Genomic DNA, 21,521 nt, shown 5'->3' on the forward strand with positions numbered 1-21,521 from the left:
TATCTGCTGGCTGAGTCATTCATCGTCGTAGTCAGCTGTCACCACGGCCTTTAGTTGTGAGGCTGCGGAACATCGCTGACTGATCATCCTTTCGACGGTGGCAATGATCCCCTCCATCAAGCGCTTAGCTTCACATGTGAGCGACTGGTCGAGGTCCGCCGCGGCCCACCCCGCAAGTTTCTTCTTCATCAGATCTAAGTCTTCGTCTTCGCACAGAGCTGACGCAGCCGCCAGGTGCTTCTTTGTCCTGTTGGACCAGGTTGAACCATTGTCAGCGGGCTTCGCGTCAGGAAGGTTTAGACCTATGTATTCGAAATAGGCACGCTCCTGCAGTTCACGCGTATAAAGATCCTCAAGCACGCTCTGGCTTCTTCCAGGCACTGAGAGCTTGCGGATACGGTCGCGGTCCAGCGAGGCAATATTGCTCAACTTTTCGATGACCCCTCTGCCGGAGGAGTCATCGTCAACGATGACGACGACGTCGGACATCATTTCCAAGGCGAACCTTGCTCGATTCGGAAGATTGTCTGCCCCGACTGCATCCGTGACGGCCAGCCGTCCTTCTGCAAGAGCATCAGCGCATATCTCGGAGTACTTACGGAGTGCGGTCGTGATAACTTGGCAGTCTGTAGGGCCCTCTGTCAATACCAAGAACTCAGCAGAGGAAAGATTGTCAAAGGGTCGCACGCCTAAGCAATTTCTAATTTGCCCTATTCGATGCACCTCTGTCACTGAGTTGTTCTCCACAATCAAGTTCTTTTCGAGCTGAGTGCGATTCACGAGGACAGGGCTGTGAGTCGCAACGATTACGTGTTGTTCTCCTGCAATCTCTCTAAGGACCTGTGCCATCTTGTGTACCGCATCAGGGTGGAGGTGAGCTTCCGGTTCATCGATGGCGAGGAGAACTTGCGAACTTGACCCCCTGTCCGCTAGGTCATGGAGTAGAGCCATGGTAAGTAGACTCTTAACACCATCTCCTTTTTCGAGAATTGACGTGGAAACACCATCGTCGAGCTCGATGGCATCGATGGAACGTAGACCTCCAACGGTGATGCCACCCGTCTGCAGTTGGATCGACAGGTCGCTCCTGCCCTGCATGTAGACATCAAGTCGCTCGCCGATCGATTTAGAAAGCTCTCGGGCATGTTCTTGATGCAGGGCATCGAGTCGAGAGACCAGTTCCAAATACTCGTTATTTTTGCTAACAAGGCTAGGCGATCAGTAATTAGTTCGGATATCACTTCTACTGCTTGGTCTGCCGTTCGAATTGCGGGAACATAAAGAAATGTGAAGTGCTCTTCAATAAATGCGCAGATCTGGCGGCCTGCACGACGATATGATCCGGAACCGCCGGGCTTGGGAAAATCGAGGTATATGCCATCTTCGGTAAATGTTATTTCAACGCTCAGCGCACCATTATTTTTAGTACGCGTGGCTCGCCAAAATTCCGTTCGTTCCTGCTCATCAAGACTAAAATTGAATCTAAGAACCGAAGCCTGCTTAACCCGCCCGTTTTCACGCAACTGGGCCGGGAAATCGCGCAGCCAGTCGTAGCGTGATCCAGCCTGGTGGGCGGCCTGACTACGCCAGAAGGCGGACCTTGGCCTCGGTAGGTGGGGCATTTCGGCAAGTCCGGATTCTGAACTTAGGCGAAGGCGGCGTTGGGCTAGTGAGATAGTTTCCATGCCGAGACGTATAGCCTGGAGTATATTGGACTTTCCTTGATTGTTGGGACCAATGAGTACGGTTAGTCCTTTCAGATCCACCTCAGTGGGTGCAAGGATGCTTCGATATTTTGTGATCTTTAGAGATTCTAATTCCATGCGTATAAGTTTGTTTCTGTGTATTTCTAGTAAGTGCTATGCGCCCACAAAGAGCGAATAGCTGAGATCAAGTCATCTGCGTGCCAAACGGCTGGGAGTTTTTCCTTTACGGCTGGCGTAATAAGGGTACGGCTTCAAACCCGACGGGAGTTACGCGGCGGCATTCCCGCCGTAGTGGAAGGTTGGATGCGTCAGCGTAGATCGGTGTCAACTCCACTCTGGTGAGGTGGGCGCTGAGCCATTCTTTCCAGGCGAAGGAGTATTGGCGAGTGCCGACAGGTGTCGCTCAAGGTCAGTTGTCCCCGGCCGTCAAAGGTAGCTCTTGACGGTTGCTCGAAGTGCTTCAGTGTGCTCATAAATTTCCTCGAGGGAATTAATGGGAACCCGGGTTTCTTCCTTGCTGTCGTTGAAGATGCCGATGTACTTCTGCGTCCGGTTGAAGTGAAGGCGGGCAATGGGCTTGCGGTTGTTATCGTCCAGAAGAACTGCAAAATAGGACTTCGCGTCCCGCTGAGCGACCCGCACTGGCTTCACCTCGCTGCAGACGATTGCGCGTATAATCTGGTAGCCCTCGATCTCCTCAAGAGTCGTCTCCAAACCATCAGCCTCAGCGAGGTCCGCCTCTGCAACCGGAGCGCTAGTGACAGCAGCAGGTACTGCCGATTCATCAGTCTGCGGAAATCCGGGGTTTCCGAGGGCTTTCTTCAGCCGTTCGTTGACTTGGTCATTGAGGAACTGCTTTGTGGCTTTTCCAACCAGCACCGTGAATTGCTCTCGAACCTTTTGCGTGTAAGGCCCCGAATAGACCCGGGCCGTCAGGAACTTGACCCATTCATCTTCTGGTTCCTTGAACTGTGCCGCCAGAGTTCGTTTCAGTTCGCCAATGTATTTTAATTCACCGGCGGCGCTGATGATTGAGTCCAGGTCGAAGACGTCCTTGGAGAGTTTCTGGAGCTCGGGGATCAGGGACTGATCGATGTCGTTCAAATCCAGCACGAGGAAGGGCTTCGCATCCATGCGGTTGGGTGCGTCCAAGTCAGTGAAAAACTGATAGACCTCGCCGTTGGTCAGTATGGCGATACGAGCGTTGGTAACTGCGAAGTATCGGAAGAGCTGTGAGGCATGCTCGATCTTTACAGGCTCCGTCGACTTCTTGCACTCGATCAGAATCTGGACTTCGCCGTCCTTCACGATGGCATAGTCGATCTTTTCGCCCTTTTTGAGTCCAACGTCGGCGATGAACTCCGGCACGACCTCCAGAGGGTTGAATACGTCGTATCCGAGAATTGTCGAAATGAAGGGCATCACGAAGGCGTTTTTCGTTGCCTCTTCGGTTTGAATAACGCCCCGTTGCTGACGCACTTTTGCCGCCAAAGCAGCAAGCTTCTCCGCAAATTCCATGTTGTACCCCCAGTACTTTCCTGTAACCGGACACCACCATGTGCCCGCCAGCAATTTCAAAGCTGCTGCAGCAAAACCTACATCCGAGGAGCGACATTTACACGCAACCGGCTAATAGCCGCCGTCACGTTGCAGCGTACAAAAAACGGACGACGCCGGGTGCCCACCCGCCGTCGTCCGCTCCGCCTAAGCCGCCCGGGATCGGGCTACTAGAAGCTCAGTGCCACAACCCCAGCGCGAACTCCGCGATCACCGTGGCCAGCAGGAACGATGCCGTGATGGCCACCAGCCCCACGGGGATGATCTTCCAGCCGATGTTCTTCAGCAGCGGGATGTCCTTGCCCAGGGACAGGCCGGCCAGGGTCAGCATCACGGTGGCGATGGACAGGAAATCCACGGTCTTGACCGCCGCGTTCAGCGCTTCGGCCCCGAAGAACCACGGGCTGGAGACGTACGCGCCGATAGTCGTGATGAACACGATCGCCGAGATCTTCCGCGTGACCTTCGCCAGCGCAATGCCCACCAGGACCAGGGCCAGCAGGATTACGTAGCCCAGCACAATCGACAGGGAGAGCCCCTTCGCCGCAATCGACGCCGTTCCAATGCCAAGGACGGTCAGGACAGACAGCGAGAGCCACAGCGGCAGCTTGATCTCGGCGGAGGACTCGGCCACCCGCTCGCGGAACAGCCGGTTCTCTTCCGCCTGGGCAGCCTCGCGCTCGGCGTCGGCAGCGGAAACAGCAGGGGCAACAGAGCCACCAGCACCAGAACCAGCAGCCACAACCTCACGGCTCTCCTGCTTCCGCGTCAGCACCCGGTAGAACTTGTCCGCCAGCGGCAGCGCCACGTAAATGCCCACGTACACACCCAGCACCGTGGTGATCAGGTTGGAGACGGCGGCCATGCCCAGGATCGCGTCCTGGTCGCCCGGGTACGCGGCTGTGATGCTCGCAACGGACGCGGCCATCATGGACCCGGACCCCACGCCGGCACCCATGGCCAGCGCCAGCGGGTCGAAGATCTTCCAGTTGGCCACCAGCGAGGTCAGCAGCGTGATGAACACGGCACCGAACAGCGTCCCGAACACGTACATCGCCAGCACGCCGCGGTACTGGTCCGAATCCGGCCCGTACTTCTCGGACACCATGGCGAAGGACGGCTCACGGTCCAGCGAGAACGTGGCACCCACCGTCGCCTTGCCCATCCGCAGCAGCACAGCCAGCGGGAGCGCCAGCACGATGGTGCCCAGCAGATGGCCCACCTCCTGCAGCAGCAGCGCAGGGCCGGCCTTCAAAAGCGTGGGCAGGCTGGGACCGATGTTGAACGCCAGCCGCGCCACCAGCAGCAGCACCGCCACGCCCACCAGGGCCGCTGCAACCCGCTGCAGGTCAATGCCCAGCGGTTTGAACTTCTGGATGGACACCAGCAGACCCAGGATCAGGCCCCAGACCATGGGGAAAATGATGATCGCGCCGATGCCCAGATCGATCTTCGCCTGGCCGATGAACTGGACAGCGAGGGCAATCACGAACGCCAACGCGGCGACGGGGATGGTCAGCCTGGTGCCGGCCTTATCGGTCCGGGCGGTTTTGACAGTGCTCATGATGCGCCTTCCTGGGTAACAGCTTCCTGGGGGGAAGTACGACGGCGGTACGCCGCTTGGGTGAAGCGTTGACGTTGGGTGGGGGTTGAGGCAGCCGCGGCGACGGTCCACGCCAGTGCGGTACCGGCCTCGAACATCACCCCGTACGCCTGCGGCGTGTCCGCCAGGGCGGCGAACGCGTGCGAATGGATGGGGACGTCCGCGCCGGGGATGCTCAGCCACGGGTGCAGCGACGGGATGACCTGGGAGATGTTGCCCATGTCCGTGGAACCGCCGCTCAGGCCGGCCGCGGGGGAGGTGTCCTTGCCGAACGCATCCATCGCAGACGTCCAGTGGGCGGCCAGGTCGTCGTCCTGGATCAGCGGCTCATACAGCGGTTCGGTGTCCTCGAACGCCAGGGTGGTGCCGGTGGCCAGCGCGGCCCCTTCGAAGCAGCGCCGCACCCGCACCAGCAGGGCCTCGAACTCCGGCAGGGTGAACGCCCGGGCTTCGAACTCCACCACGGCCTTCTCCGGAATGATGTTGGTGACGTGCCCGGCTTCGGCCACAAAGCAGGCGATCCGGTGGTCGGACGGGATCTGCTGGCGCAGCAGGCCGATCGCCACCTGGCTGAGCACCGCGGCGTCCGCAGCGTTCACGCCCAGGTGCGGAGCCGCCGCTGCGTGCGCTGCCTTGCCGGTGAACGTCGCCTTGTACCGGCCCACGGCCTGGGCGCTGGTCCCGGCAGGGTTGTAGGTGACCCCGTCCTGAACGGGATGGACCATCAATGCCAGCCCCACGCCGTCGAACGCTCCCTGCTCCAGCATCAGCACCTTGCCGCCGCCGTGCTCCTCCGCCGGCGTGCCGATGGCCTTGAGCGTGATGCCCAACTGGTCCACGTACGGCTGCAGGGCCAGGGCCGCCGCAACGGACGCCCCGGCAATCAGGTTGTGCCCGCAGGCGTGCCCGATCCCCGGCAGCGCGTCGTACTCCACGCACAGCGCCACGGTCAGTTCACCGCTGCCCGCGGTCGCCGTGAAGGCGGTGGGCAGCCCGGCGCTGCCGTGCTCCACCTCGAAGCCGCCCTCAGCCAGCAGCGCGGTGATGGCCTCGGCAGACTTCACTTCCTCGAAGGAGAGTTCCTTGAAGCCGTGGATGTCCTTGGCCAGCGCCTCCACCTGCTGCTTCCAGCGTTCGACGCCGTCCGCCAAGGCAGCGCGCAGGTCACCTGCTGCGGGGGTCATGTCAGTCGTATCCATGGGTCTCCTAGTAAGACAGCGAGGGGAAGGGGGAGCCGTCGGCGCGCGTGGGCACCCAGACGGCCTTGGTCTGCGTGTATTCGTCCAGCACACCCGGGCCGGAAGAGCGCCCATGCCCGGAATCGCCGAATCCGCCGAACGGCACCGCCACGTGGATGGTCTTGTACGCGTTGATCCAGAACGTGCCGGCCTTGACCTCGCGGGCCACGTGATGGGCGCGGGACACGTCCGAGGTCCACACGGCGCCGGCCAGGCCGAAGGAGGTGTTGTTGGCCCGGGCGATGGCTTCGGCTTCGGTATCGAACGCGTCGGCGCCGACGACCGGGCCGAACACCTCTGTGGTTTCCAGCCGGTTCTGCGGGGTGACGCCATCCAGCAGCGTGGGCATTACCCAGTGGCCGCCCTTCAGGGCTGAGCCGCTCAGCGACTCCGGCAACGCAGCCCCCGTGAGGCGGCGGCCGCCGTCGTCCATCCCCGCCTCGATCAGGCCGGTGACCGTGGCGAACTGCTGCGCGGTGATGATGGGGCCCACCTCGGTGTCCGCGCTGAGCGGATCGCCCACCCGCAGCAGGGCTGCCTTGGCGGCGACCATCTCGACAAACTGCGCGTGCACGCTGCGCTCCACCAGGAGCCGTGAACCGGCCACGCAGGACTGCCCGGCGCCGGAGAAGATGGCGGAGATGGCGCCCTCGGCGGCGCGCTCCAGGTCTGCGTCGGCGAACACGATGTTGGCACTCTTGCCGCCGAGCTCCAGCAGCGCCGGGATTCCGGCCTGCGCTGCTGCCACGGCCACGCGGCGGCCGGTGGGGACGGAACCGATGAAGCTGACCTTGCCTACGCGCGGGTCAGTGGTCAGGGCTGCACCGACGGTCTGGCCCAGGCCGGTGGCCACGTTGAAGACCCCAGCGGGCAGGCCCGCTTCGTACGCGATCTGCGCCAGCCGGACGGACGACGTCGGGGTGAACTCACTGGGCTTGATGATCACCGCGTTGCCCGCAGCGAGAGGAGCGGCGGAGTTCCAGCCGGCCGTGAACATCGGCGCGTTCCACGGCGTGATGGCGACGACGACGCCCCACGGCACGCGCTCGGTGTAGGTGTGCCAGTTGCCAGGGACCGGAATGGTCTGGCCGGTGAGCTTGTCCGCCCAGCCTGCGTAGTAACCGAACATCTCGGCAACCTTGGCGGCCTCAGCCCGGGCGTCGCGGATCGGCTTGCCGGTGGTGGCGGATTCCAGGATGGCCAGTTCCTCGGCGTGCTGCTCCACGGCGCGGCTGACGTTCCGGAGGATGGCGGCCCGCTCAAAACCGTTCAGTGCGCCCCAAACCCGGGCGCCCGCCGTCGAGCTTTCCAGGATGGCGTCGGCACCCCCGGCGCCGGGGTCGGCGTAGGAGGCGAAGGCCTCGCCGGTGGCTGCTGCGGTAAGGGTGATTCTGCTGCCGCTGCCGGTGGCTATGCGGCCGCCCACGAAGGCGCCCAGGCCGCCGGGGAAGGCGGCGTCCAGGACTTCATTGGCTGTGGCAGCGGATGAGTGCGTTGGTGCTGTGGTGATGCTCACGGTGTTGTTCCTTTGGGGACGTTGATGCCGGGAGGCCTTAGGCTGCGGGTGTGGATCCGGGGGCGCCGGCCGGGGTGATGGCCGGGGCCACGGCGCGGGCGATTTCGGTGAAGTCGGCTTTCGGGCCCAGGGCGGCCAGGGCTTCCTGCCACTGGTTGGCAACGGTGGCCAGAAGCGCCGGCTTTTCGCCGATCTGTTCAGCGACGTCCACGGCGAGGGCGGCGTCCCGGGCCATGAGGCCCATGGAGAAGCCCGAATCATGGCTGCCGGTAAGGACCCAGTTGGGGTACATGCTGGCCGACACCTTGCTGCCGCCGGACGCACCGCTGATGCTGGCTGCGGCGGTGGCGGGGTTGATGCCGTACGCCTTGGCAACGCCCAGGGCTTCACCCACTGAGGCCAGGTTGGCGGCGGCCAGGATGTTGTTGAGGAGCTTGACCACGTTGCCGCTGCCTGGGCCGCCAATGTGGCTGTAGTTGCCGCCGGTAAGGGCCATGAGAACGGGCTCCGCGGCGGCCAGTGCAGTGTCCGTTGCGCCGACGAAAGCACTGAGCGTGCCGGTGGCGGCGCCGTCCCGGCCACCGGAAACGGGCGCATCGATGAACGCGGCGCCGTGGATTTCCGCGAGTTCGGCCATGCGCTTGCTGGTGGCGGGCTCGGAGGTGGTGGTGTCGATGATGGCAGTGGTGCCGGGCTCCGCAAGCAGCTGCGGCACGGTGGTTTCCACGATGCCCGCAGCGGGGAGTGAGAGGACTGCGTAGGGGATTCCGGCCAGGCTGGACAGGCTGTCCGTGGTGCCGATGCCGGACTTTTCGGCAGCTGTGCGGGCGGCTTCCGAGGGGTCGAAACCGGTGACGTCCCAGCCCGCCTGATGCAGGGTGGCGGCCATGGCTCCGCCCATGGCGCCGAGGCCGATCACGGCGACGCGGCGGTTTTGGGGCTCGTTCATAGTGGGGTACTCCTGGGGGATATCGAAGGATGGGGGCTTAGTCGAGGTAGATGTCCAGGTCTTTCCAGAGTTGCTGGGTGCGGCGGATCGTGGCCCGGCTGCGCTCCGGGTGGGCTGCTTCCATGCCGGCCAGCAGGCCGTAGATCAGGGAATTGGCGGCGGTGACTGACTGGAAAAACGAGATGCCTTCGGAGGCCACCACCAGGAGGTGGTCTGCTGCCGTGGCCAGGCGGCCACGGCGCAGGTCGCTGATGGCGACGACGGTCGCACCGGCCTGCTTGGCGGCCTCGGCCGCGATGATGATCTGTTTCACCGAGCGCCACATGTTGATGACCACCAGGACGTCCCCGGGGCCCAGGCTGTTGGTGGCCGAGGCCAGGTGCGGGCCTGAGCGGTTTTCCAGGGTGATGGGGTAGCCCATGGTGGAGCCCAGGTGGGCCATGACGCTGGCCGGCCCGGCGAAGGACCCGATGCCGGCGACGGTGATGGACTTCGCTGCAGCCAGCGCGGCGATGGCCGCCTGGGCTTCCTCGGGGGTGTTGGAGTCCAGCGTCAGCCGGAGGTTTTCAATGTCGTGGTTGATGGCCTCGTAGAGCGGGCTGCGGGTTTCGCCGTGCTCGGCCAGGGTGTCCTCGGTGGAGATCATCACCAGGTAGCGGGAGCGGAGTTCGCGCTGGAGGTCCGGCCAGCCGCGATAGCCCAGGTGCTGGGCCGTGCGCACCACGGACGAACTGTTCACGTCGGCCCGCTGGGCTATCTCGGCAATGTCAGCGTAGGAGGACAGCTGCGGGTTGCGGCGGATCACCTCCACCACCCGGCTCTGGGCCTTGGTCAACGGAACATCCGGCAGGGCGTCGCCAAGCCATGCGTGGGAAATGATGCCGTCGCTTTCGGCGGGCCGCTCGGATGCCTGCTCCGGGGAAGCGCTGGTGTTCACACACGTACCTGTCTTGTAATGCAGATCACTCTGCAACTGCAATTGCATCTAATGTACTCTGCAATTTTCTTTGCGAACAGGCTTTTGCGTTTCGGGAATGTAAAACCTTGCGGGCACGCTTCGCCGGCCGGGGGCCCGGGAACTCAGCGGGAGGCGGCGGCCTTCTCAACGGAGAGGAGCCTGGCGTAGTTCAGGCACATGCTCACACCTTCATCGGCCGGCACCCTGCTGCCGTCCAGGCTTACCTGTTCTCCTTGGGCCAGTGACGTGCCGTCCGGCAACTCCGCAGCTTCTCCGTTCAAGGTGGTGCCCGAGGGAAAGAGCAGAGTCCAGTCGGTGCCGTCATCCGCGGTCAAGGTAATGCACCCTGCGCCGTCACGGGAAACCTGCCCCGCCACGGTGGCCGGCACCTGCGGTCCTGGCAGCGCGGTTTCAACAGTCACTGCCTTGGTACCCCCGTCCGAGGTGATCAGCTTGGTGACGAGCTCCTCCTGCACTGCTGGGGCCGTACCCGTCGCCGTTGGCTGGGTTGGCTGGGCTGGCTGCTGCGCCGAGCAGGATGCCAGGCAAAAGCTGGATGCCAGGCAAAGGGCGGCAGCGACGGCCGTTCCCATCATGGTGCTTCGCTTCATTCCTGTTCCCCCTGCAGAACGTCGAAACCCCCAGCCTACGGCCATGCGGCGGGAGCCACGCCGCGGTGCCGTGGTGCTGGTGATGTCGCCAGCCAGAGGCGGAAACCCGGGAAATGCGCTGCCATGGGTCACTTACCCTTGACCCATGGGGGCAAAAGATATGGCGAAGAGTGTGTTGAAGCGTCTGGACCAGTCCGGTGGGCGGCTGTTCTACGGCGGCATGATCGCACTGATGCTGGGGCTCTTCGCTTGGCTGACCCGCGGCAGGATTGTGGAGGCGGCACCGTTCCTGGCCGCTGCGGTGGTCTACGGGGTCCTGCTGTATCGCGTGGTCTCGGTATCGGTCCGCGCATTCACCGTGATGAGCTGGGCGCACCTGGCGATCTTTTACGCTCTCACCTCTCTGGACGTCGCGGGGAAGGTGGGCATTCCGGCGTCGGGACCGTGGTTTATCGGCTTCATCATCGGCGGTATTGCCGGTGGCTACACCTGGTCCGGGCCGCGTGCCGGAACCGAATTCAGGCAGGCCAAGCGCCGCAAACCGGAAGCCGACGGAAGTTTCGGCGGTAGTGGCTGGCTGGCCGTGGTCAACGGGCTGTGCGCGCTTGCGCTGTTAGGTTTCGGAACGGCTACCGTGATGCTGCTGTCGCCCACTGCTGCCGCCACCGCCACAGCCCTCACCCTGCTCTTTGGTGCTTTCGCTGCCGGATGGGCACTGTTCCGCTTTTCGCTGCCCGTCACGGTCCGGAGCTGGCTGCTCCTGGGCATCCCTGTTGGCCTTTTTGTGCTGCTGTTCGTCGGGGGAGCCATGGAGCAGATGGCCCTTCCGCATGCGTGGGTCATCGGTGTTCTCGCGGGCATCCTGACCGGCGGACGGTACTGGACCGGCGACCGTCTTGGTGCGCCCCGTCCTCCCTTCGCTGTGCGCGGCCGGCGGCGGCAAAGGAAACGGCGGCGGCCCGCGCAGGCGCATGGCCGGACGGCACGCGCGGAGGTGCCCGCGGGAAAATAGCCGGCCCGCGGTGGAAAGGCAGTCATTTTTAGCCCCGGTATTTCCGCGTTCATCGATCGGCTACCGGGAAGCCCCCAGCCGTTATCACGGGTCCAGCAGCATGGGCAGGCACCGTCCGTCCGGCTTTCCGATAAGCCGGCGGAGCAGCCCCCGCTCAAGGAGTCATCCGTGTCCGTGAAATCCGCCCTCGCCACTTTTGCCCTTGTTGCCGCCTTGGCCGGCGCAGCGGCAGCTCCCGCCCACGCCGCAGACAACACCGGCGACGGCGGCCAGGCCTTCACCTTCGCGGCCATCGGCGACATCCCCTACGGCGCCACGGAGATCGCCAAATTCCCGTCCCGGATCCAGGACCTCAACGCGGACAAGGACCTCAAGTTTGTAGCACACGTGGGCGATATCAAGAACGGTTCCTCGGTCTGCTCGGACCAGTACTTCTCGTACATCCGCACCCAGTTCGACACCTTCACCCACCCGCTGGTCTACACGCCCGGGGACAACGAGTGGGTGGACTGCCACCGCACCAACAACGGCGCCTACAATCCGCTCGAGCGCCTGGATAAGATCCGGGACGTCTTCTTCAACCAGCCCGGCAAGACCCTGGGCGCCGCCATGCCGGTGAAGTCGCAGGAGAACCTGGGCCTCCCGGAGGACGTCCGCTTCGAGAAGAACCGGGTGGCCTTCTCCGTACTCAACGTCCAGGGCAGCAATAATTCCCTCCTGCCGTGGACTGGGCTGGGCAAGACTGAAGCCACGCCGGAGCAGCTCTCCGAGGTGGAACACCGCACGGACGCGGTCATCGCGCAGATCCACCAGACCTTCGCCGACGCCAGGCGCAGCAACGACCGCGCCGTGGTGCTCATGCAGCAGGCCGACATGTTCGATCCGTCCCTGCTGGCCGACGCCACCGCAAACCCGGCGACGGTCTCCGGCTTCCGCGGGATCGTGCAAGCCATGGTCGAGGAAACGAACAACTTCGACGCCCCGGTCTATCTGGTCAACGGCGACAGCCACGTCTTCACCGAAAACCAGCCCCTCGCCGCGGGCTCGCCCTGGCTGGGCATCTATGGCTCGCCCGCCGCGGACAACCTGCAGCGCATCACCGTGGACGGCGCCAACAACGCCGTGGACTACGTCCGCTTCACGGTGGCAGGCAACAGCGCCAAGGGCGCCGACGTGCTGAGCTGGGAGAAGGTCCCGTTCAGCCAGTAAGTTCCCAACTGAAGCGGACGACGCCGGGTGCCCACCCGGCGTCGTCCGCTTCCTTGCGTGGAGGCTAGAGACGCAGCTCCATGAACACACTGTTGGGATCCGGCGCGTAGGCGGCGAAGGGCGGGCATTCGGTAAAATCGTGCCGGGCGTACAGGCGCCGCGCCGGAGCGAAGTAGTCCTCGGTTCCGGTCTCCAGGTAGACGCGCTCAAGGTTCCGTCCGCGGGCGTCGTCAAGGATGTGCCGGAGCATGAGGGTGGCCACGCCCCGTCCCCGTGCTGAAGCCGCAGTGCGCATCGACTTGATCTCGGCATGCCGCACTATGCCGGCGGGGGAGTCCAAAAGCTTGAGGGCCCCGCAGCCCAGGAGGCCGCCGTCCTCGCGGGCCGTCCAGAACGTGATCGACGGTACCGACAAGGCGGAGTGGTCCAGGGCGTGGACGCTCTCGGTGGGCGAGGTGGCGTACATGTCGGCCAAGTGTTCACTCAGGAGTTGGTGAACGTCAGCACGCGTGGGGCTGTCAACGTCAATCGAAATCATCGGTTCAAATTTACCCGTTGCGGACGTCCGCGCCGGTGTGCCACGATTCATCTGATCGTGACCCGATTCCAGGAGGTGAGACCCATGAACGCTGCAGCAGTAATGGGTGCTCCCTCCCAGCCCACGATCCGCGGCTGACCAGCCGCCACCGGGAGCGCCGCACAGGCAACTTCGCGAAAGGCGACTCCCATGAACACAACACCAGCTTCACGCGCCCTCGTCCTTGGCGGCGGCGGCTCCACCGGCAACGCCTGGCTGATCGGGGTCCTCGCCGGGCTCTCGGACGCCGGACTGGACGTGACCGGCGCCCACCGGGTCATCGGAACCTCGGCCGGGTCCACCGCCGCTGCCCAAATCGCCGGCTCCACCCTTCCCGGACTCTATGCCGCCATTCTTGACAGTCCCGTTCCGCAGCGAACCCGTCCGGCCGGGGCGCAGGCAGCCGGCAGTCCCACGCACAGCCACCTGGAGCGCACTGGCCGGATTATTGCTGCTTCCGCGGATGCGGCGGACATGCGGCGCAGGATGGGTGCCGCGGCCATCGACCTCGCTGAGGGCTTTGACGCCTCGGAACGCTGGCGCGCCACCGTCGCGGCACGGCTGCCGGCAGCTCAATGGCCGGAGCACGAACTGCTGATCACCGCGGTGGACGCCGGCACGGGTGAGCCGGTTGTCTTAGACCGCCACGGCGGCACAGACCTCGTTGACGCCGTCGCCGCCAGTTGCTCCAGCGGCTCCGCGTACCGGATTGGTGGCAGGAGCTATATCGACGGCGGTTACCGGCGCAATGAGAACGCCGATCTGGCTGCCGGGTATGGCCGGGTTCTGGTCCTCTCACCCTTCGGCGGCAGGACCCGGATGCCGGTGGCGTGGGGCATGCAGCTGTCAGCGCAGGTGCAGGAGCTGCGGGAGTCCGGCAGCCGGGTGGAAACGGTCTTCCCGGACGCGGATGCCGGGCACCTGTTCGGGTCCAACGCGATGGACCTGTCACTCCGTCCTGCCGCAGCGGAGGCCGGGTACCGCCAGGGAAAAGTGCTGGCCGGAGGGCTCTCGGAATTCTGGCGGTGAGCTGGCCGGGAAAATAAAAAGCAGCTTTCCCGAGAATTCCTGAAGTTTATCCACTTTCTCCAAAGTTTCCGGCAGGAAAGTCTCCGGGTAATTTTCTAACGTAATCCATGCGCATCCCTCGTTTTCCTGAGGAGCGTCCCGAAAGGGGTGCTGTGCGGCGCCAGTGCAGGGATCAAGCCACCTGGCTGGGACTGGATAAAAAAATAAAAGTAGGTATGGTATCGGGTAAACGCAAGGCAAAGAAAGGCGTGATTCCGATGTCCGGAAAATCCCCCAAAAGCGGCGCCGCGAAAAAAGCCGGCAAGTCAATCCTGGAGAAACGGGCCGAAAAAAGAGCAAAAAGCGAACATAATGAACTGAATTTTGTAAAACCGCGCAAGAACCAGCGCTGACCGGGCCAGCGGGCGGCCGCCCGGGACTCCTAGCCCGCGGCCGCCCGCGCCAACCCGGCAAGCTCCACAATGCCCAAAGCAGGGAGACCAAACAAAGGACACCGCCATGAGCTCCTATAGCGCCCTCGTCGTGCCCACCCGGCTTACCCAGCCAGTTCACATCCGGCTGATCGCGCTTGACCAGAAGGCCGTCCAGAGGATCGCGTCAGGGGGCGTCCGCCGCCTGGCCGGCACGGATTGGCACGTCTACCTGGACAGCCATTATCTGGACGGACATGCCATCAGGCCTGCCACGAATCCGCGGGCCGAAGTTCTCATCCGGGAGGCCGGCATCGATCTCGCCGGGACCATCCAGGGAACTGCCCTGTTCCTTGGCCGCGACGGGCTGGGCGGCGAGTGTGACGTTCCCCGCCACCTCATCGGGCTTGCCGAACAGCTTTTCAACCTGCCGCTGGCAGCGTAGCCGGCCCGGCGCTCAACGGCGCGTGCCGGGCCACACTGTTGGGGGGGTGGACGACGGCGGGTGGGTATCCGCCGTCGTCCAGTCCCTTAGTCCTCGATGGTGACGCCGCGCCAAAAGGCGAATCTGCCCGCAATATGCCCGGCGCGCGGCTTGGGCTCCGGGTAGTACCAGGCCGCAGCTTCATTCAGCCGTCCGTCAACGTCCAGCGTGTGGTAGCTCGCCGTCCCCTTCCACGGGCAGAACGTGTTCTTGTCGCTGTCCCGCAGGTACGCGGGATTCACGGCGTCGCGCGGGAAGTAGTGATTACCCTCCACCACCACGGTGTCCGCGGATTCGGCGATGATTTGTCCGTTCCAGACAGCCCTGACCATGACATCCCTTCCGTGGTTGCCGCCCACATCAAGGAGGCGGTAGTACGGATGCCAACGGGTTGGCAGGGGGCATTGTTCCCGGCGGCCCTACCGTGGGCTCTTGTCGATCACGCAGAACAGGTTTCCGTCCGGGTCTGCCAGGACCACGAAGTCAGGGTTGTCAGGGTACGAGTCCCAGTCCACGCGCCGGGCACCGAGCGAAACCAGCCGTTCCACCTCCGCGGACTGGTCGTCCGCGTACAGGTCCAGGTGGATTCTTGGGTGGTCCTGGACCGGGGTTTCGCTGAGCATGAGGGACAGTTCCGCGCCCGGGCCCGACGACGGCACAAGGGTCACCCAGGTATCGTCACCGGCTTCCCGGGGGACATAGCCGATGGCATTGTTCCAGAACTTCGTGGCGGCGGCGACGTCGTTGACGCCGAGGACAATGGTGCCGATGGTCAACATCCGGCCAGCCTAAACCCGGACGGTGCGCCCCGGCCAGGGACCGCCGGCAGGGGAGAGGCCCGGCTCCGCGCTGGAACCGGGCCTGCCCCCTCCTGTCGTTACCTTGCCGGCGCTGACGGCACTGCGCTGCAGTCCGCCGTCGTTCCCTCCAGCTGTGGCGCCCAGCCGTCCGCACCCTGCAGGTAGTTCCGGGCCGTGTACTTGTCAGCCTCAGATCCGGGCAGTTGCGGGCGGTCAGGGGTCACCTGCCCTCCCGGTCCACGGGTGTTGTACTCATGGAACCGCGCGTCCCGCCAGGAGAAGCCGCTCATATCCGTCCACGGGCTGGCCGAAATATGCGCGCCCAGCCAGGAATCACGGAACAGGACCTGGGCAACCGCCTTCGGGTCACCGCTTGGATGCCACGGCCTGCCGAGGTGGACACTGTTCCTGGCCGCGTCGGACACCAGCCTGCACTGGTCAAAAAGATAGCCGTACTTGATGGACAGATCCTGGCTTCCGGCCGTGACGTATCCGTTGTTCGTGGTGGATCCCCGGTCCAGGGACTTGATCTCGCAGCCGCTGAACACGGCAGTGCCGCGGCCGAAGATGAAGTCGACATCCCCTTCCACGTAGCACCGGTCGAAAAAGAACCGCGCCGTGACGCCGGCACCGGGCGAATTGACCAGCAGGGTGTCCTGGTTGCCCAGCAGCTTGACCTGCGAAAGGACAGACCTGTCGGCTGTGATGTGCAGGGCCACGGCCTGGCGGTCTTTCATGCCCAGGTTGGCGGTTTCATCGAAATCGTTACTGATGGTCAGGTTCCGGGCCACAAAGTCCGGTCCGTCGATCCGGACCGACGCGCTGCCGGAGGTGCCGTAGTTCCCGCTGCCATCGGGCTTGGGCGTGCTCGATGCGTTGTTGAACACGAGCAGAACATCCTCCGGGCGGCCGCCCTGCCCGACCAGCGAGACGCGGGGCTTGTCCGCCGGGACGCGAATTGCTTCGCGGTACGTGCCGGGCTGGATCCTGATGACCGTTCGCCGGGTACTCCCGGACGGAACGGAATCGACGGCCGACTGGATCGTGGTGAACGTCTTCCCGGGTCCAACGTCAAGGGTCACCGGGACATCCACAGGACGTTCGCTGGGCCAGAACATTGTCATCAAGGGGTCAGTGCCGGCGTCGATCTTCTGAAAGTAGCCCGGTGGCATGATCGCTTTTTGCTGCAGTTCGCGTGCCACAAGGCGTGCCACTGAAACTGCTCCCGAGGCCTGGAAATGGGTGTTGTCCTCCGACCCTTGCGGATACTGCGGGTACTCACCGGGAGCCAGGAACAGGAAGTGCTTCTTGGTTTCCTCCGGACCGAGGTGCTGCCACAGCTCCTTGGAGGAAACCGTCAGGTCCACCAGCGGCGTCCCCGTCGCTGCGGCCAGTTCCCGCACCGCCTGTGGGTACGCACCGTGCGAATCCTGGGCGTTGCCGAAGGAATCGAAGCGCCGCCGCTCCACGGACGTCACCAGGACCGGTTTGCCGCCGCGTGCCCTGGCCCCGTCGATGTACCGGCCCAGGTACGCCTTGTAGGTGGACTCTGGAAGCGTTCCGCGTGCGGGGTCTGAGACCTTCTCGTCGTTGTGGCCGAAGGAAATCAGGAGGTAGTCGCCCGGCTGCATGAGGGCGAGGACCCTGTCCAGCAGCCCGGCATCAGCGAAGCTCTTCGAGGAGGCGCCGGACCACGCGTAATTGAACACCGTGGCCTGCGGGCCCAAGAGGAGCGGGAGCGCCTGGCCCCATCCGGCGCGGGGCCGCTCGGACTGCTGGTACGCCGACGACGTCGAGTCCCCGACGACGAAGATGACCGGCTTGTTGCGGGGACTGGCGGGGTCCGGGCTGGTTGGGGTAACGGCGGTGGCCGTACCCGTTCCGGACAGCGCCACGGACCCGGCGGTGAGGGCCAGCGTTGCCAGCACGCTGCGCCGGCTGGGCTGCGTAGCGGCCATCAGGAGCCAGCCCCGGAGGTGAAGATGGGGCCGGTGGAGTTCTTTAGCAGGGCCGGTACAGCCTGCGCCGGATGCATCTGGGTGCGGTAGGCGGGTGTCCAGGAGGTGTCTGCGGCCAGCTGGTCGGCCGGCGCGGCAGCGGCGTTGTACTCGGCACGGAGGTCCGTGATCTTGCCGTTCACAGCATTGCCGATGGTGGTGATTTCCGTCCCCTTGTAGCGGCCGATGATGTCCGCGGCGGTGATGCCGTCCGGGAGGGTGAAGGCGTTGGCTTCCGCATACAGATGGGAGCTGAAGCCGGCGCCCAGGCTGTACTCGTAGGGGATGGGACTGTCCGCCGTGACCTTGTAATGGTTGTTGTAGACGTCCACCTGGCCAAAACGGACCCGCGGAGCGCGCTGGCCCACGTTTTCGAAGACATTGTGGTGGATGGTGACGCGGAGCTTGCCGGGGTCGCCCCGGGTGGGTGAATCGGTGGAGCCGATCAGGAGCAGCTTGTCGTGGTCGGAGAACCGGTTATAGGACATCGTCACCAGGTCCGAGCCGTTGGTGACATCCACCGCGCCGTCGTGCACCTGGTAAGGGCGGCCAAAGTAGATGGGCTGCGAGCTGTCAAGGTTTGGAGCGTCGGTAAAGGCCGAATGGTCAATCCAGACGTGCGTGGCCTTGTTGATGACCTGCAGAAGGTCGTATTCGCTGTTCCAGTTTCCCTCGGCACCGTCAGTGGGGTCCCACGCGGGGAAGCAGTCCGCGGAATCGTTCAAGGTCAGGTTGCGGACGATCACGTTGGTGGCTCCGTTGATCCGCAGTGCCGCGCCGGTGATGCCGCTGTCCGGAGTGGCTCCCACGATGGTGGTGTTGCTTGGGATGTCCCAGCGGATCGTCTTCGCCTGCTTTGCGGCTGCCAGGCGGCGGGCATCTTCCTGGGGCCCCGAGGGCTCCTGGCTGCGGCCGTAGGTCGCGGGATCGAAGTCCTGGAGATATTGCTCCAGGCTGTATCCCGTGCCTTCGGCGTAGTCCTGGCAGGTCAACAGGGAACCGTTGGGGGCCGAGTTCGCGTTGATTGCTCCATGCACGCGGACGATCTTTGGCTGGGTGCCGGCTTCGGCGAAGGCTGCCACCATTTCGGCTTTATTGCGCACGTCGTAGACGTGGGCGGCCGTTGCCGCTGAGCCGCCGGTGGTTCCTGGTCCCTCGGACGCCCAGCCGTTGCCCGTGGCGAGGATCTGGCGTTCCAGCGGTGTCTGCGCCGTCTGGGCGGTGGGGTCGGCGGCGGGGTTTGGAGCTGCCCCTGCCGGGGTTGAAATCATGAGGGCGCCGGCGACGGCCAGTGCTGCGGATAAAGACAGGTGGGCATGGCTTTTTCGCATGTTCTCTCTTCCGTCATTGGAATGAACTGCGCCCCGGTCCGCGGTCCACTATGACGCCGGTCACCGTAGGGCGCTGACAAGGACCCTATCGAGAAAACGGTTTCTCAGCAAGGGAAGTGACGGATGTTTCTGGAGTGGAGCAAAGGGTGCATCCTGTTTTGGGTGAGCGGCCCAGGCTTCCGGCTAGACTCGCGGGCATGGGGGAAAACACCACTCCTGAAGAGCATCCACCGTCCAAACGCGCCGCGGGTGCTGCCGCCCTTGTGCCCTTGCTGGGCCTGGTGACTGTGCTGGCCGGGGTCCTGATTGCCTACCTGAACCGCGACTTCACGGGCTGGTTCGCCTACGCGCCGCTCAGCAACACACCTTTCGTTGCCAACGGGGCGGCCTTCATGACGCAAGGCACCCAGATCGGATTGGCGTTCATGGTTGCGGGGCTGCTGTTGCTGGCGTTCTGGGCGGGGTACCGGCTGGGCCGGAGTGGCAATCCCGGTCAACGATGACTGCCGGATAAAGGTCTGGCGTGCTACGCCGCGACGTTGCCCAACGCGCGGATTCTGGGAAGCGCCTCGAACTCGGGCCTGGCAAACCAGTAGCCCTGGAACAGCGAGATCCCGGCAGCCTTGAGGACCCGAAACTCCTCCTCTGTCTCGATGCCCTCGGCAAGGACCGTGATCCCGAGTTCCTTGGCGATGTTTCCGATGCCGGCCACCACGGCCTGCCGGGCATGGCTGGTGTCGATGCCACGGATCAGCTTCATGTCGATTTTCATTAGGTCCGGCTGGAAGTCCACCAAGAGTCCCAGTCCTGCGTGGCCGGCACCAAAATCGTCGAGGGCGGTGGTGAAGCCGTGCTTGCGGTACTCGGTGATGATGCTGGTGAGGTGGGCAGTGTCGGCGACCTCTTCGTTTTCCGTGAACTCGAACATGATGGAGGACGGCGGGAAGTCACAGCGCTTGGCGGCCAGAAGCGTGGCGCGGAGGCAGGCTGCAGGTTCGTAGACTGCGTTCGGCATGAAGTTGATGGACAGCATCAGTTCCTCATCCGCCGGAAACAGCCGCGCCGCCAGTTCGATGGCCTTGACGCGGCAGTCCTGGTCGAAACGGTACCGCTGTTCCGGCAGCACTCTTCCCAGGACCTCGTAGGCTCCCTCGCCGGACAAGCCCCGCACCAGGGCCTCATAGCCCCACACCCGTTCCGCCCCGGCGTTATAGATCGGCTGGAAGGCCATGCTGAAGTCAAAGTCCAGCCGGGAAGAAGTAGTGCAGCCGTCACACGCCAATGTCGGGTCCTCTCTAGGGTTACTCCAGAGTAGGGCACCTCAGGTCCCTGCCCGCGGTGAGTGGGGCCGGGGGCTGGGTGTTTGTGTCAGCGTTCGGGATTATTGATGGGCCTGTCCAGCGCCACACTGATGGTCTGCCCGGGTGCCAGTTCCCCGGCCGGCAGGTCCGTGAATTCGTACCACGCCCCGCCTGTGCCTCTGCTGGGGCGATTGGCCGCGCGCAGGTCGGTCACGCCAAAGCGGAAGACGATCTGGCGCTCTGTGTCCCCGGGCGCCGTGGTGTAGGTCAGCGGAATCCCGTTGGCGTCGGCGGTGAAGCTTCCCTGGGCGCCCTCGATTTTCAGCTCGCCCGGAATCAGGCGGACCTTCGTGCCGGCAGGAATGGGCTGGTCCGCCGCCAGGGACGGGTTGTACAGCAGGATCTGTGCCGTGGTGGACCGGAACTTGTAGCCGAGGCTGTCGAACGAGTCGCCGTCCACTGTGGTGTAAAAGACCGTCTGGCCAAACGAATTAGTGACCTCTTTACCGGTTCCGGAGCGGCTGTCCACCGGCTTCTTCTGCAGCTGGATGACTCTTCCGGCGCGAATAAAGAAAACGTTCCCCTTTTCATAGGTGAACGGGACCTTGTTCGCTTCCGCGAGCTGCTCATCGGTCAGGTTGAACCGGTAAGTGATGCCGGCCAGGCTGTCGTCGGGCTCTATGGTGTAACCCGTTGGAATGCCGTTTACGTCGCCGGTGGCGGCGCCCATTGCGCCCCGCGTTGGACCGGCCGGCATCAGTCGCAGTCTTGTGCCCGGAACGAGCGGAGTTCCGGGCTGGAGTCCGTTGAACCCGGCCACCTTCGCCTCCGAAAGCTTGTACGCCTTCGCTACCGCTGCGAGCGTGTCGCCCGCCGCCGTGGTGTAGAAGTCTGCGTTGCCAAACGAGTCCCGCACGGTTTCCCCGCTGAGGGCCGGCTTCGCGGTGGAGGACGCAGTGGGTCTGGGGGTGGACTGGACGGCGGACGCAGGCTCCGCGGGGTGATCGGAGGAGGAGCATCCCGCCAACCCCGCCAGCAGGAGGAGGATAACCGCGGCGCGTGACCACGCGGGCCTCTGGAATGTCCTCATGCCGCCGCTGCTTTTCCCCACGAATATGCCCCCCATAGTCCGGCTGTGCAGGGTCAGTGCCCGGAACCGGACCAGGAGTGAGCCTAGCTGTAATTCCCACTGAGGTTGTGAACGCGGCTGATGGGGGTTGTGCCGCCGATGCC

At 64.0% G+C, this 21,521-nt stretch carries 21 protein-coding genes and 1 pseudogene; 6 read left to right on the plus strand and 16 right to left on the minus strand.

Features of this window, described 5'->3' with window-relative positions; genetic code table 11:
- Positions 1 to 15: 15 nt before the first annotated feature.
- The 9 genes and pseudogenes from HNO81_RS14795 to HNO81_RS14830 form a co-directional block, all read right to left on the minus strand.
- Entirely contained in the window at positions 16 to 1,185 is a 1,170-nt protein-coding gene (locus tag HNO81_RS14795) for an ATP-dependent endonuclease (RefSeq protein ID WP_254703496.1), read from the minus strand.
- 515 nt (positions 1,186 to 1,700) lie between these two features.
- Positions 1,701 to 1,823 (minus strand): annotated as a pseudogene (locus tag HNO81_RS20475) (AAA family ATPase); the annotation flags it as partial.
- 309 nt (positions 1,824 to 2,132) lie between these two features.
- Entirely contained in the window at positions 2,133 to 3,224 is a 1,092-nt protein-coding gene (locus tag HNO81_RS14800) for a type I restriction endonuclease (RefSeq protein ID WP_175318866.1), read from the minus strand.
- 217 nt (positions 3,225 to 3,441) lie between these two features.
- Complete coding sequence (locus HNO81_RS14805; RefSeq protein ID WP_175318867.1) at positions 3,442 to 4,827, minus strand: DUF3100 domain-containing protein; 1,386 nt, start codon at positions 4,825 to 4,827, stop codon at positions 3,442 to 3,444.
- Positions 4,824 to 6,065: a M20 family metallopeptidase gene (locus HNO81_RS14810; protein ID WP_175318868.1), complete on the minus strand. Its 1,242-nt coding sequence runs from the start codon at positions 6,063 to 6,065 to the stop codon at positions 4,824 to 4,826. The genes HNO81_RS14805 and HNO81_RS14810 overlap by 4 nt, the downstream gene beginning before the upstream one ends.
- A 7-nt stretch (positions 6,066 to 6,072) precedes the next feature.
- Entirely contained in the window at positions 6,073 to 7,620 is a 1,548-nt protein-coding gene (locus HNO81_RS14815) for an aldehyde dehydrogenase family protein (protein WP_175318869.1), read from the minus strand.
- Between the two features lie 37 nt (positions 7,621 to 7,657).
- Positions 7,658 to 8,569 (minus strand): NAD(P)-dependent oxidoreductase, encoded by a 912-nt coding sequence (locus tag HNO81_RS14820; RefSeq protein ID WP_175318870.1) that lies wholly within the window; start codon positions 8,567 to 8,569, stop codon positions 7,658 to 7,660.
- Positions 8,570 to 8,606: 37 nt separating this feature from the next.
- Entirely contained in the window at positions 8,607 to 9,506 is a 900-nt protein-coding gene (locus tag HNO81_RS14825) for a MurR/RpiR family transcriptional regulator (protein ID WP_371818279.1), read from the minus strand.
- Between the two features lie 143 nt (positions 9,507 to 9,649).
- Positions 9,650 to 10,138 (minus strand): hypothetical protein, encoded by a 489-nt coding sequence (locus HNO81_RS14830; RefSeq protein WP_175318871.1) that lies wholly within the window; start codon positions 10,136 to 10,138, stop codon positions 9,650 to 9,652.
- A 145-nt stretch (positions 10,139 to 10,283) separates the two neighbouring features.
- Between HNO81_RS14830 and HNO81_RS14835 the strand changes: the two genes are divergently transcribed.
- Together HNO81_RS14835 and HNO81_RS14840 are read left to right on the plus strand one after the other, a co-directional pair.
- The gene (locus tag HNO81_RS14835) at positions 10,284 to 11,150 is read left to right on the plus strand and encodes a hypothetical protein (RefSeq protein WP_254703497.1); all 867 of its coding nucleotides are present in this window, start codon (positions 10,284 to 10,286) and stop codon (positions 11,148 to 11,150) included.
- 168 nt (positions 11,151 to 11,318) lie between these two features.
- Complete coding sequence (locus HNO81_RS14840) at positions 11,319 to 12,359, plus strand: metallophosphoesterase (RefSeq protein WP_175318872.1); 1,041 nt, start codon at positions 11,319 to 11,321, stop codon at positions 12,357 to 12,359.
- A gap of 64 nt (positions 12,360 to 12,423) precedes the next feature.
- Here HNO81_RS14840 and HNO81_RS14845 read toward each other — a convergent pair whose 3' ends face one another.
- Positions 12,424 to 12,897: a GNAT family N-acetyltransferase gene (locus tag HNO81_RS14845; RefSeq protein ID WP_175318873.1), complete on the minus strand. Its 474-nt coding sequence runs from the start codon at positions 12,895 to 12,897 to the stop codon at positions 12,424 to 12,426.
- A 189-nt stretch (positions 12,898 to 13,086) separates the two neighbouring features.
- Between HNO81_RS14845 and HNO81_RS14850 the strand changes: the two genes are divergently transcribed.
- From HNO81_RS14850 to HNO81_RS14860, 3 genes are all read left to right on the plus strand, one after another.
- A complete protein-coding gene (locus HNO81_RS14850; protein ID WP_175318874.1) occupies positions 13,087 to 13,965 on the plus strand; it encodes a patatin-like phospholipase family protein in 879 nt (292 codons plus the stop codon).
- 107 nt (positions 13,966 to 14,072) lie between these two features.
- Positions 14,073 to 14,357: a hypothetical protein gene (locus HNO81_RS14855; protein ID WP_175318822.1), complete on the plus strand. Its 285-nt coding sequence runs from the start codon at positions 14,073 to 14,075 to the stop codon at positions 14,355 to 14,357.
- A 106-nt stretch (positions 14,358 to 14,463) separates the two neighbouring features.
- Complete coding sequence (locus HNO81_RS14860; RefSeq protein ID WP_175318875.1) at positions 14,464 to 14,820, plus strand: hypothetical protein; 357 nt, start codon at positions 14,464 to 14,466, stop codon at positions 14,818 to 14,820.
- Positions 14,821 to 14,906: 86 nt separating this feature from the next.
- Here HNO81_RS14860 and HNO81_RS14865 read toward each other — a convergent pair whose 3' ends face one another.
- The 4 genes from HNO81_RS14865 to HNO81_RS14880 form a co-directional block, all read right to left on the minus strand.
- A complete protein-coding gene (locus HNO81_RS14865; protein ID WP_175318876.1) occupies positions 14,907 to 15,191 on the minus strand; it encodes a DUF427 domain-containing protein in 285 nt (94 codons plus the stop codon).
- An 87-nt stretch (positions 15,192 to 15,278) separates the two neighbouring features.
- Positions 15,279 to 15,638 carry a VOC family protein gene (locus tag HNO81_RS14870; protein ID WP_175318877.1) on the minus strand — a complete coding sequence of 120 codons (360 nt, stop codon included), beginning with the start codon at positions 15,636 to 15,638 and terminating at the stop codon, positions 15,279 to 15,281.
- A gap of 98 nt (positions 15,639 to 15,736) precedes the next feature.
- The gene (locus HNO81_RS14875) at positions 15,737 to 17,617 is read right to left on the minus strand and encodes a pectinesterase family protein (RefSeq protein WP_175318878.1); all 1,881 of its coding nucleotides are present in this window, start codon (positions 17,615 to 17,617) and stop codon (positions 15,737 to 15,739) included.
- On the minus strand, positions 17,617 to 18,987 hold the full coding sequence (locus tag HNO81_RS14880) for a polysaccharide lyase family 1 protein (protein ID WP_175318879.1): 1,371 nt from the start codon (positions 18,985 to 18,987) through the stop codon (positions 17,617 to 17,619). Before HNO81_RS14880 ends, HNO81_RS14875 begins: the two co-directional genes overlap by 1 nt.
- A gap of 197 nt (positions 18,988 to 19,184) precedes the next feature.
- On the opposite strand from HNO81_RS14880, the gene HNO81_RS14885 reads away from it, so the two are divergent.
- On the plus strand, positions 19,185 to 19,490 hold the full coding sequence (locus HNO81_RS14885; RefSeq protein WP_175318880.1) for a hypothetical protein: 306 nt from the start codon (positions 19,185 to 19,187) through the stop codon (positions 19,488 to 19,490).
- 23 nt (positions 19,491 to 19,513) lie between these two features.
- Here HNO81_RS14885 and HNO81_RS14890 read toward each other — a convergent pair whose 3' ends face one another.
- Complete coding sequence (locus HNO81_RS14890) at positions 19,514 to 20,218, minus strand: EAL domain-containing protein (RefSeq protein ID WP_175318881.1); 705 nt, start codon at positions 20,216 to 20,218, stop codon at positions 19,514 to 19,516.
- Between the two features lie 137 nt (positions 20,219 to 20,355).
- Positions 20,356 to 21,378 (minus strand): LysM peptidoglycan-binding domain-containing protein, encoded by a 1,023-nt coding sequence (locus tag HNO81_RS14895; protein WP_175318882.1) that lies wholly within the window; start codon positions 21,376 to 21,378, stop codon positions 20,356 to 20,358.
- Positions 21,379 to 21,521 lie beyond the last annotated feature (143 nt).

Source organism: Pseudarthrobacter sp. C4D7 (genome assembly GCF_013359725.1).
Taxonomy (GTDB): Bacteria; Actinomycetota; Actinomycetes; order Actinomycetales; family Micrococcaceae; genus Arthrobacter.

Bases quoted from the DNA above. Each gene is read 5' to 3' on its own strand.
- HNO81_RS14865 (WP_175318876.1), bottom strand. From the start codon at position 15,191: ATGGTCAGGGCTGTCTGGAACGGACAAATCATCGCCGAATCCGCGGAC.
- HNO81_RS14810 (WP_175318868.1), bottom strand. From the start codon at position 6,065: ATGGATACGACTGACATGACCCCCGCAGCAGGTGACCTGCGCGCTGCC.
- HNO81_RS14850 (WP_175318874.1), top strand. From the start codon at position 13,087: ATGAACACAACACCAGCTTCACGCGCCCTCGTCCTTGGCGGCGGCGGC.
- HNO81_RS14855 (WP_175318822.1), top strand. From the start codon at position 14,073: ATGCGCATCCCTCGTTTTCCTGAGGAGCGTCCCGAAAGGGGTGCTGTG.
- HNO81_RS14805 (WP_175318867.1), bottom strand. From the start codon at position 4,827: ATGAGCACTGTCAAAACCGCCCGGACCGATAAGGCCGGCACCAGGCTG.
- HNO81_RS14845 (WP_175318873.1), bottom strand. From the start codon at position 12,897: ATGATTTCGATTGACGTTGACAGCCCCACGCGTGCTGACGTTCACCAA.
- HNO81_RS14885 (WP_175318880.1), top strand. From the start codon at position 19,185: ATGGGGGAAAACACCACTCCTGAAGAGCATCCACCGTCCAAACGCGCC.
- HNO81_RS14870 (WP_175318877.1), bottom strand. From the start codon at position 15,638: ATGTTGACCATCGGCACCATTGTCCTCGGCGTCAACGACGTCGCCGCC.
- HNO81_RS14860 (WP_175318875.1), top strand. From the start codon at position 14,464: ATGAGCTCCTATAGCGCCCTCGTCGTGCCCACCCGGCTTACCCAGCCA.
- HNO81_RS14895 (WP_175318882.1), bottom strand. From the start codon at position 21,378: ATGAGGACATTCCAGAGGCCCGCGTGGTCACGCGCCGCGGTTATCCTC.
- HNO81_RS14830 (WP_175318871.1), bottom strand. From the start codon at position 10,138: ATGAAGCGAAGCACCATGATGGGAACGGCCGTCGCTGCCGCCCTTTGC.
- HNO81_RS14800 (WP_175318866.1), bottom strand. From the start codon at position 3,224: ATGGAATTTGCGGAGAAGCTTGCTGCTTTGGCGGCAAAAGTGCGTCAG.
- HNO81_RS14875 (WP_175318878.1), bottom strand. From the start codon at position 17,617: ATGGCCGCTACGCAGCCCAGCCGGCGCAGCGTGCTGGCAACGCTGGCC.
- HNO81_RS14835 (WP_254703497.1), top strand. From the start codon at position 10,284: ATGGGGGCAAAAGATATGGCGAAGAGTGTGTTGAAGCGTCTGGACCAG.
- HNO81_RS14820 (WP_175318870.1), bottom strand. From the start codon at position 8,569: ATGAACGAGCCCCAAAACCGCCGCGTCGCCGTGATCGGCCTCGGCGCC.
- HNO81_RS14890 (WP_175318881.1), bottom strand. From the start codon at position 20,218: ATGGCCTTCCAGCCGATCTATAACGCCGGGGCGGAACGGGTGTGGGGC.
- HNO81_RS14880 (WP_175318879.1), bottom strand. From the start codon at position 18,987: ATGCGAAAAAGCCATGCCCACCTGTCTTTATCCGCAGCACTGGCCGTC.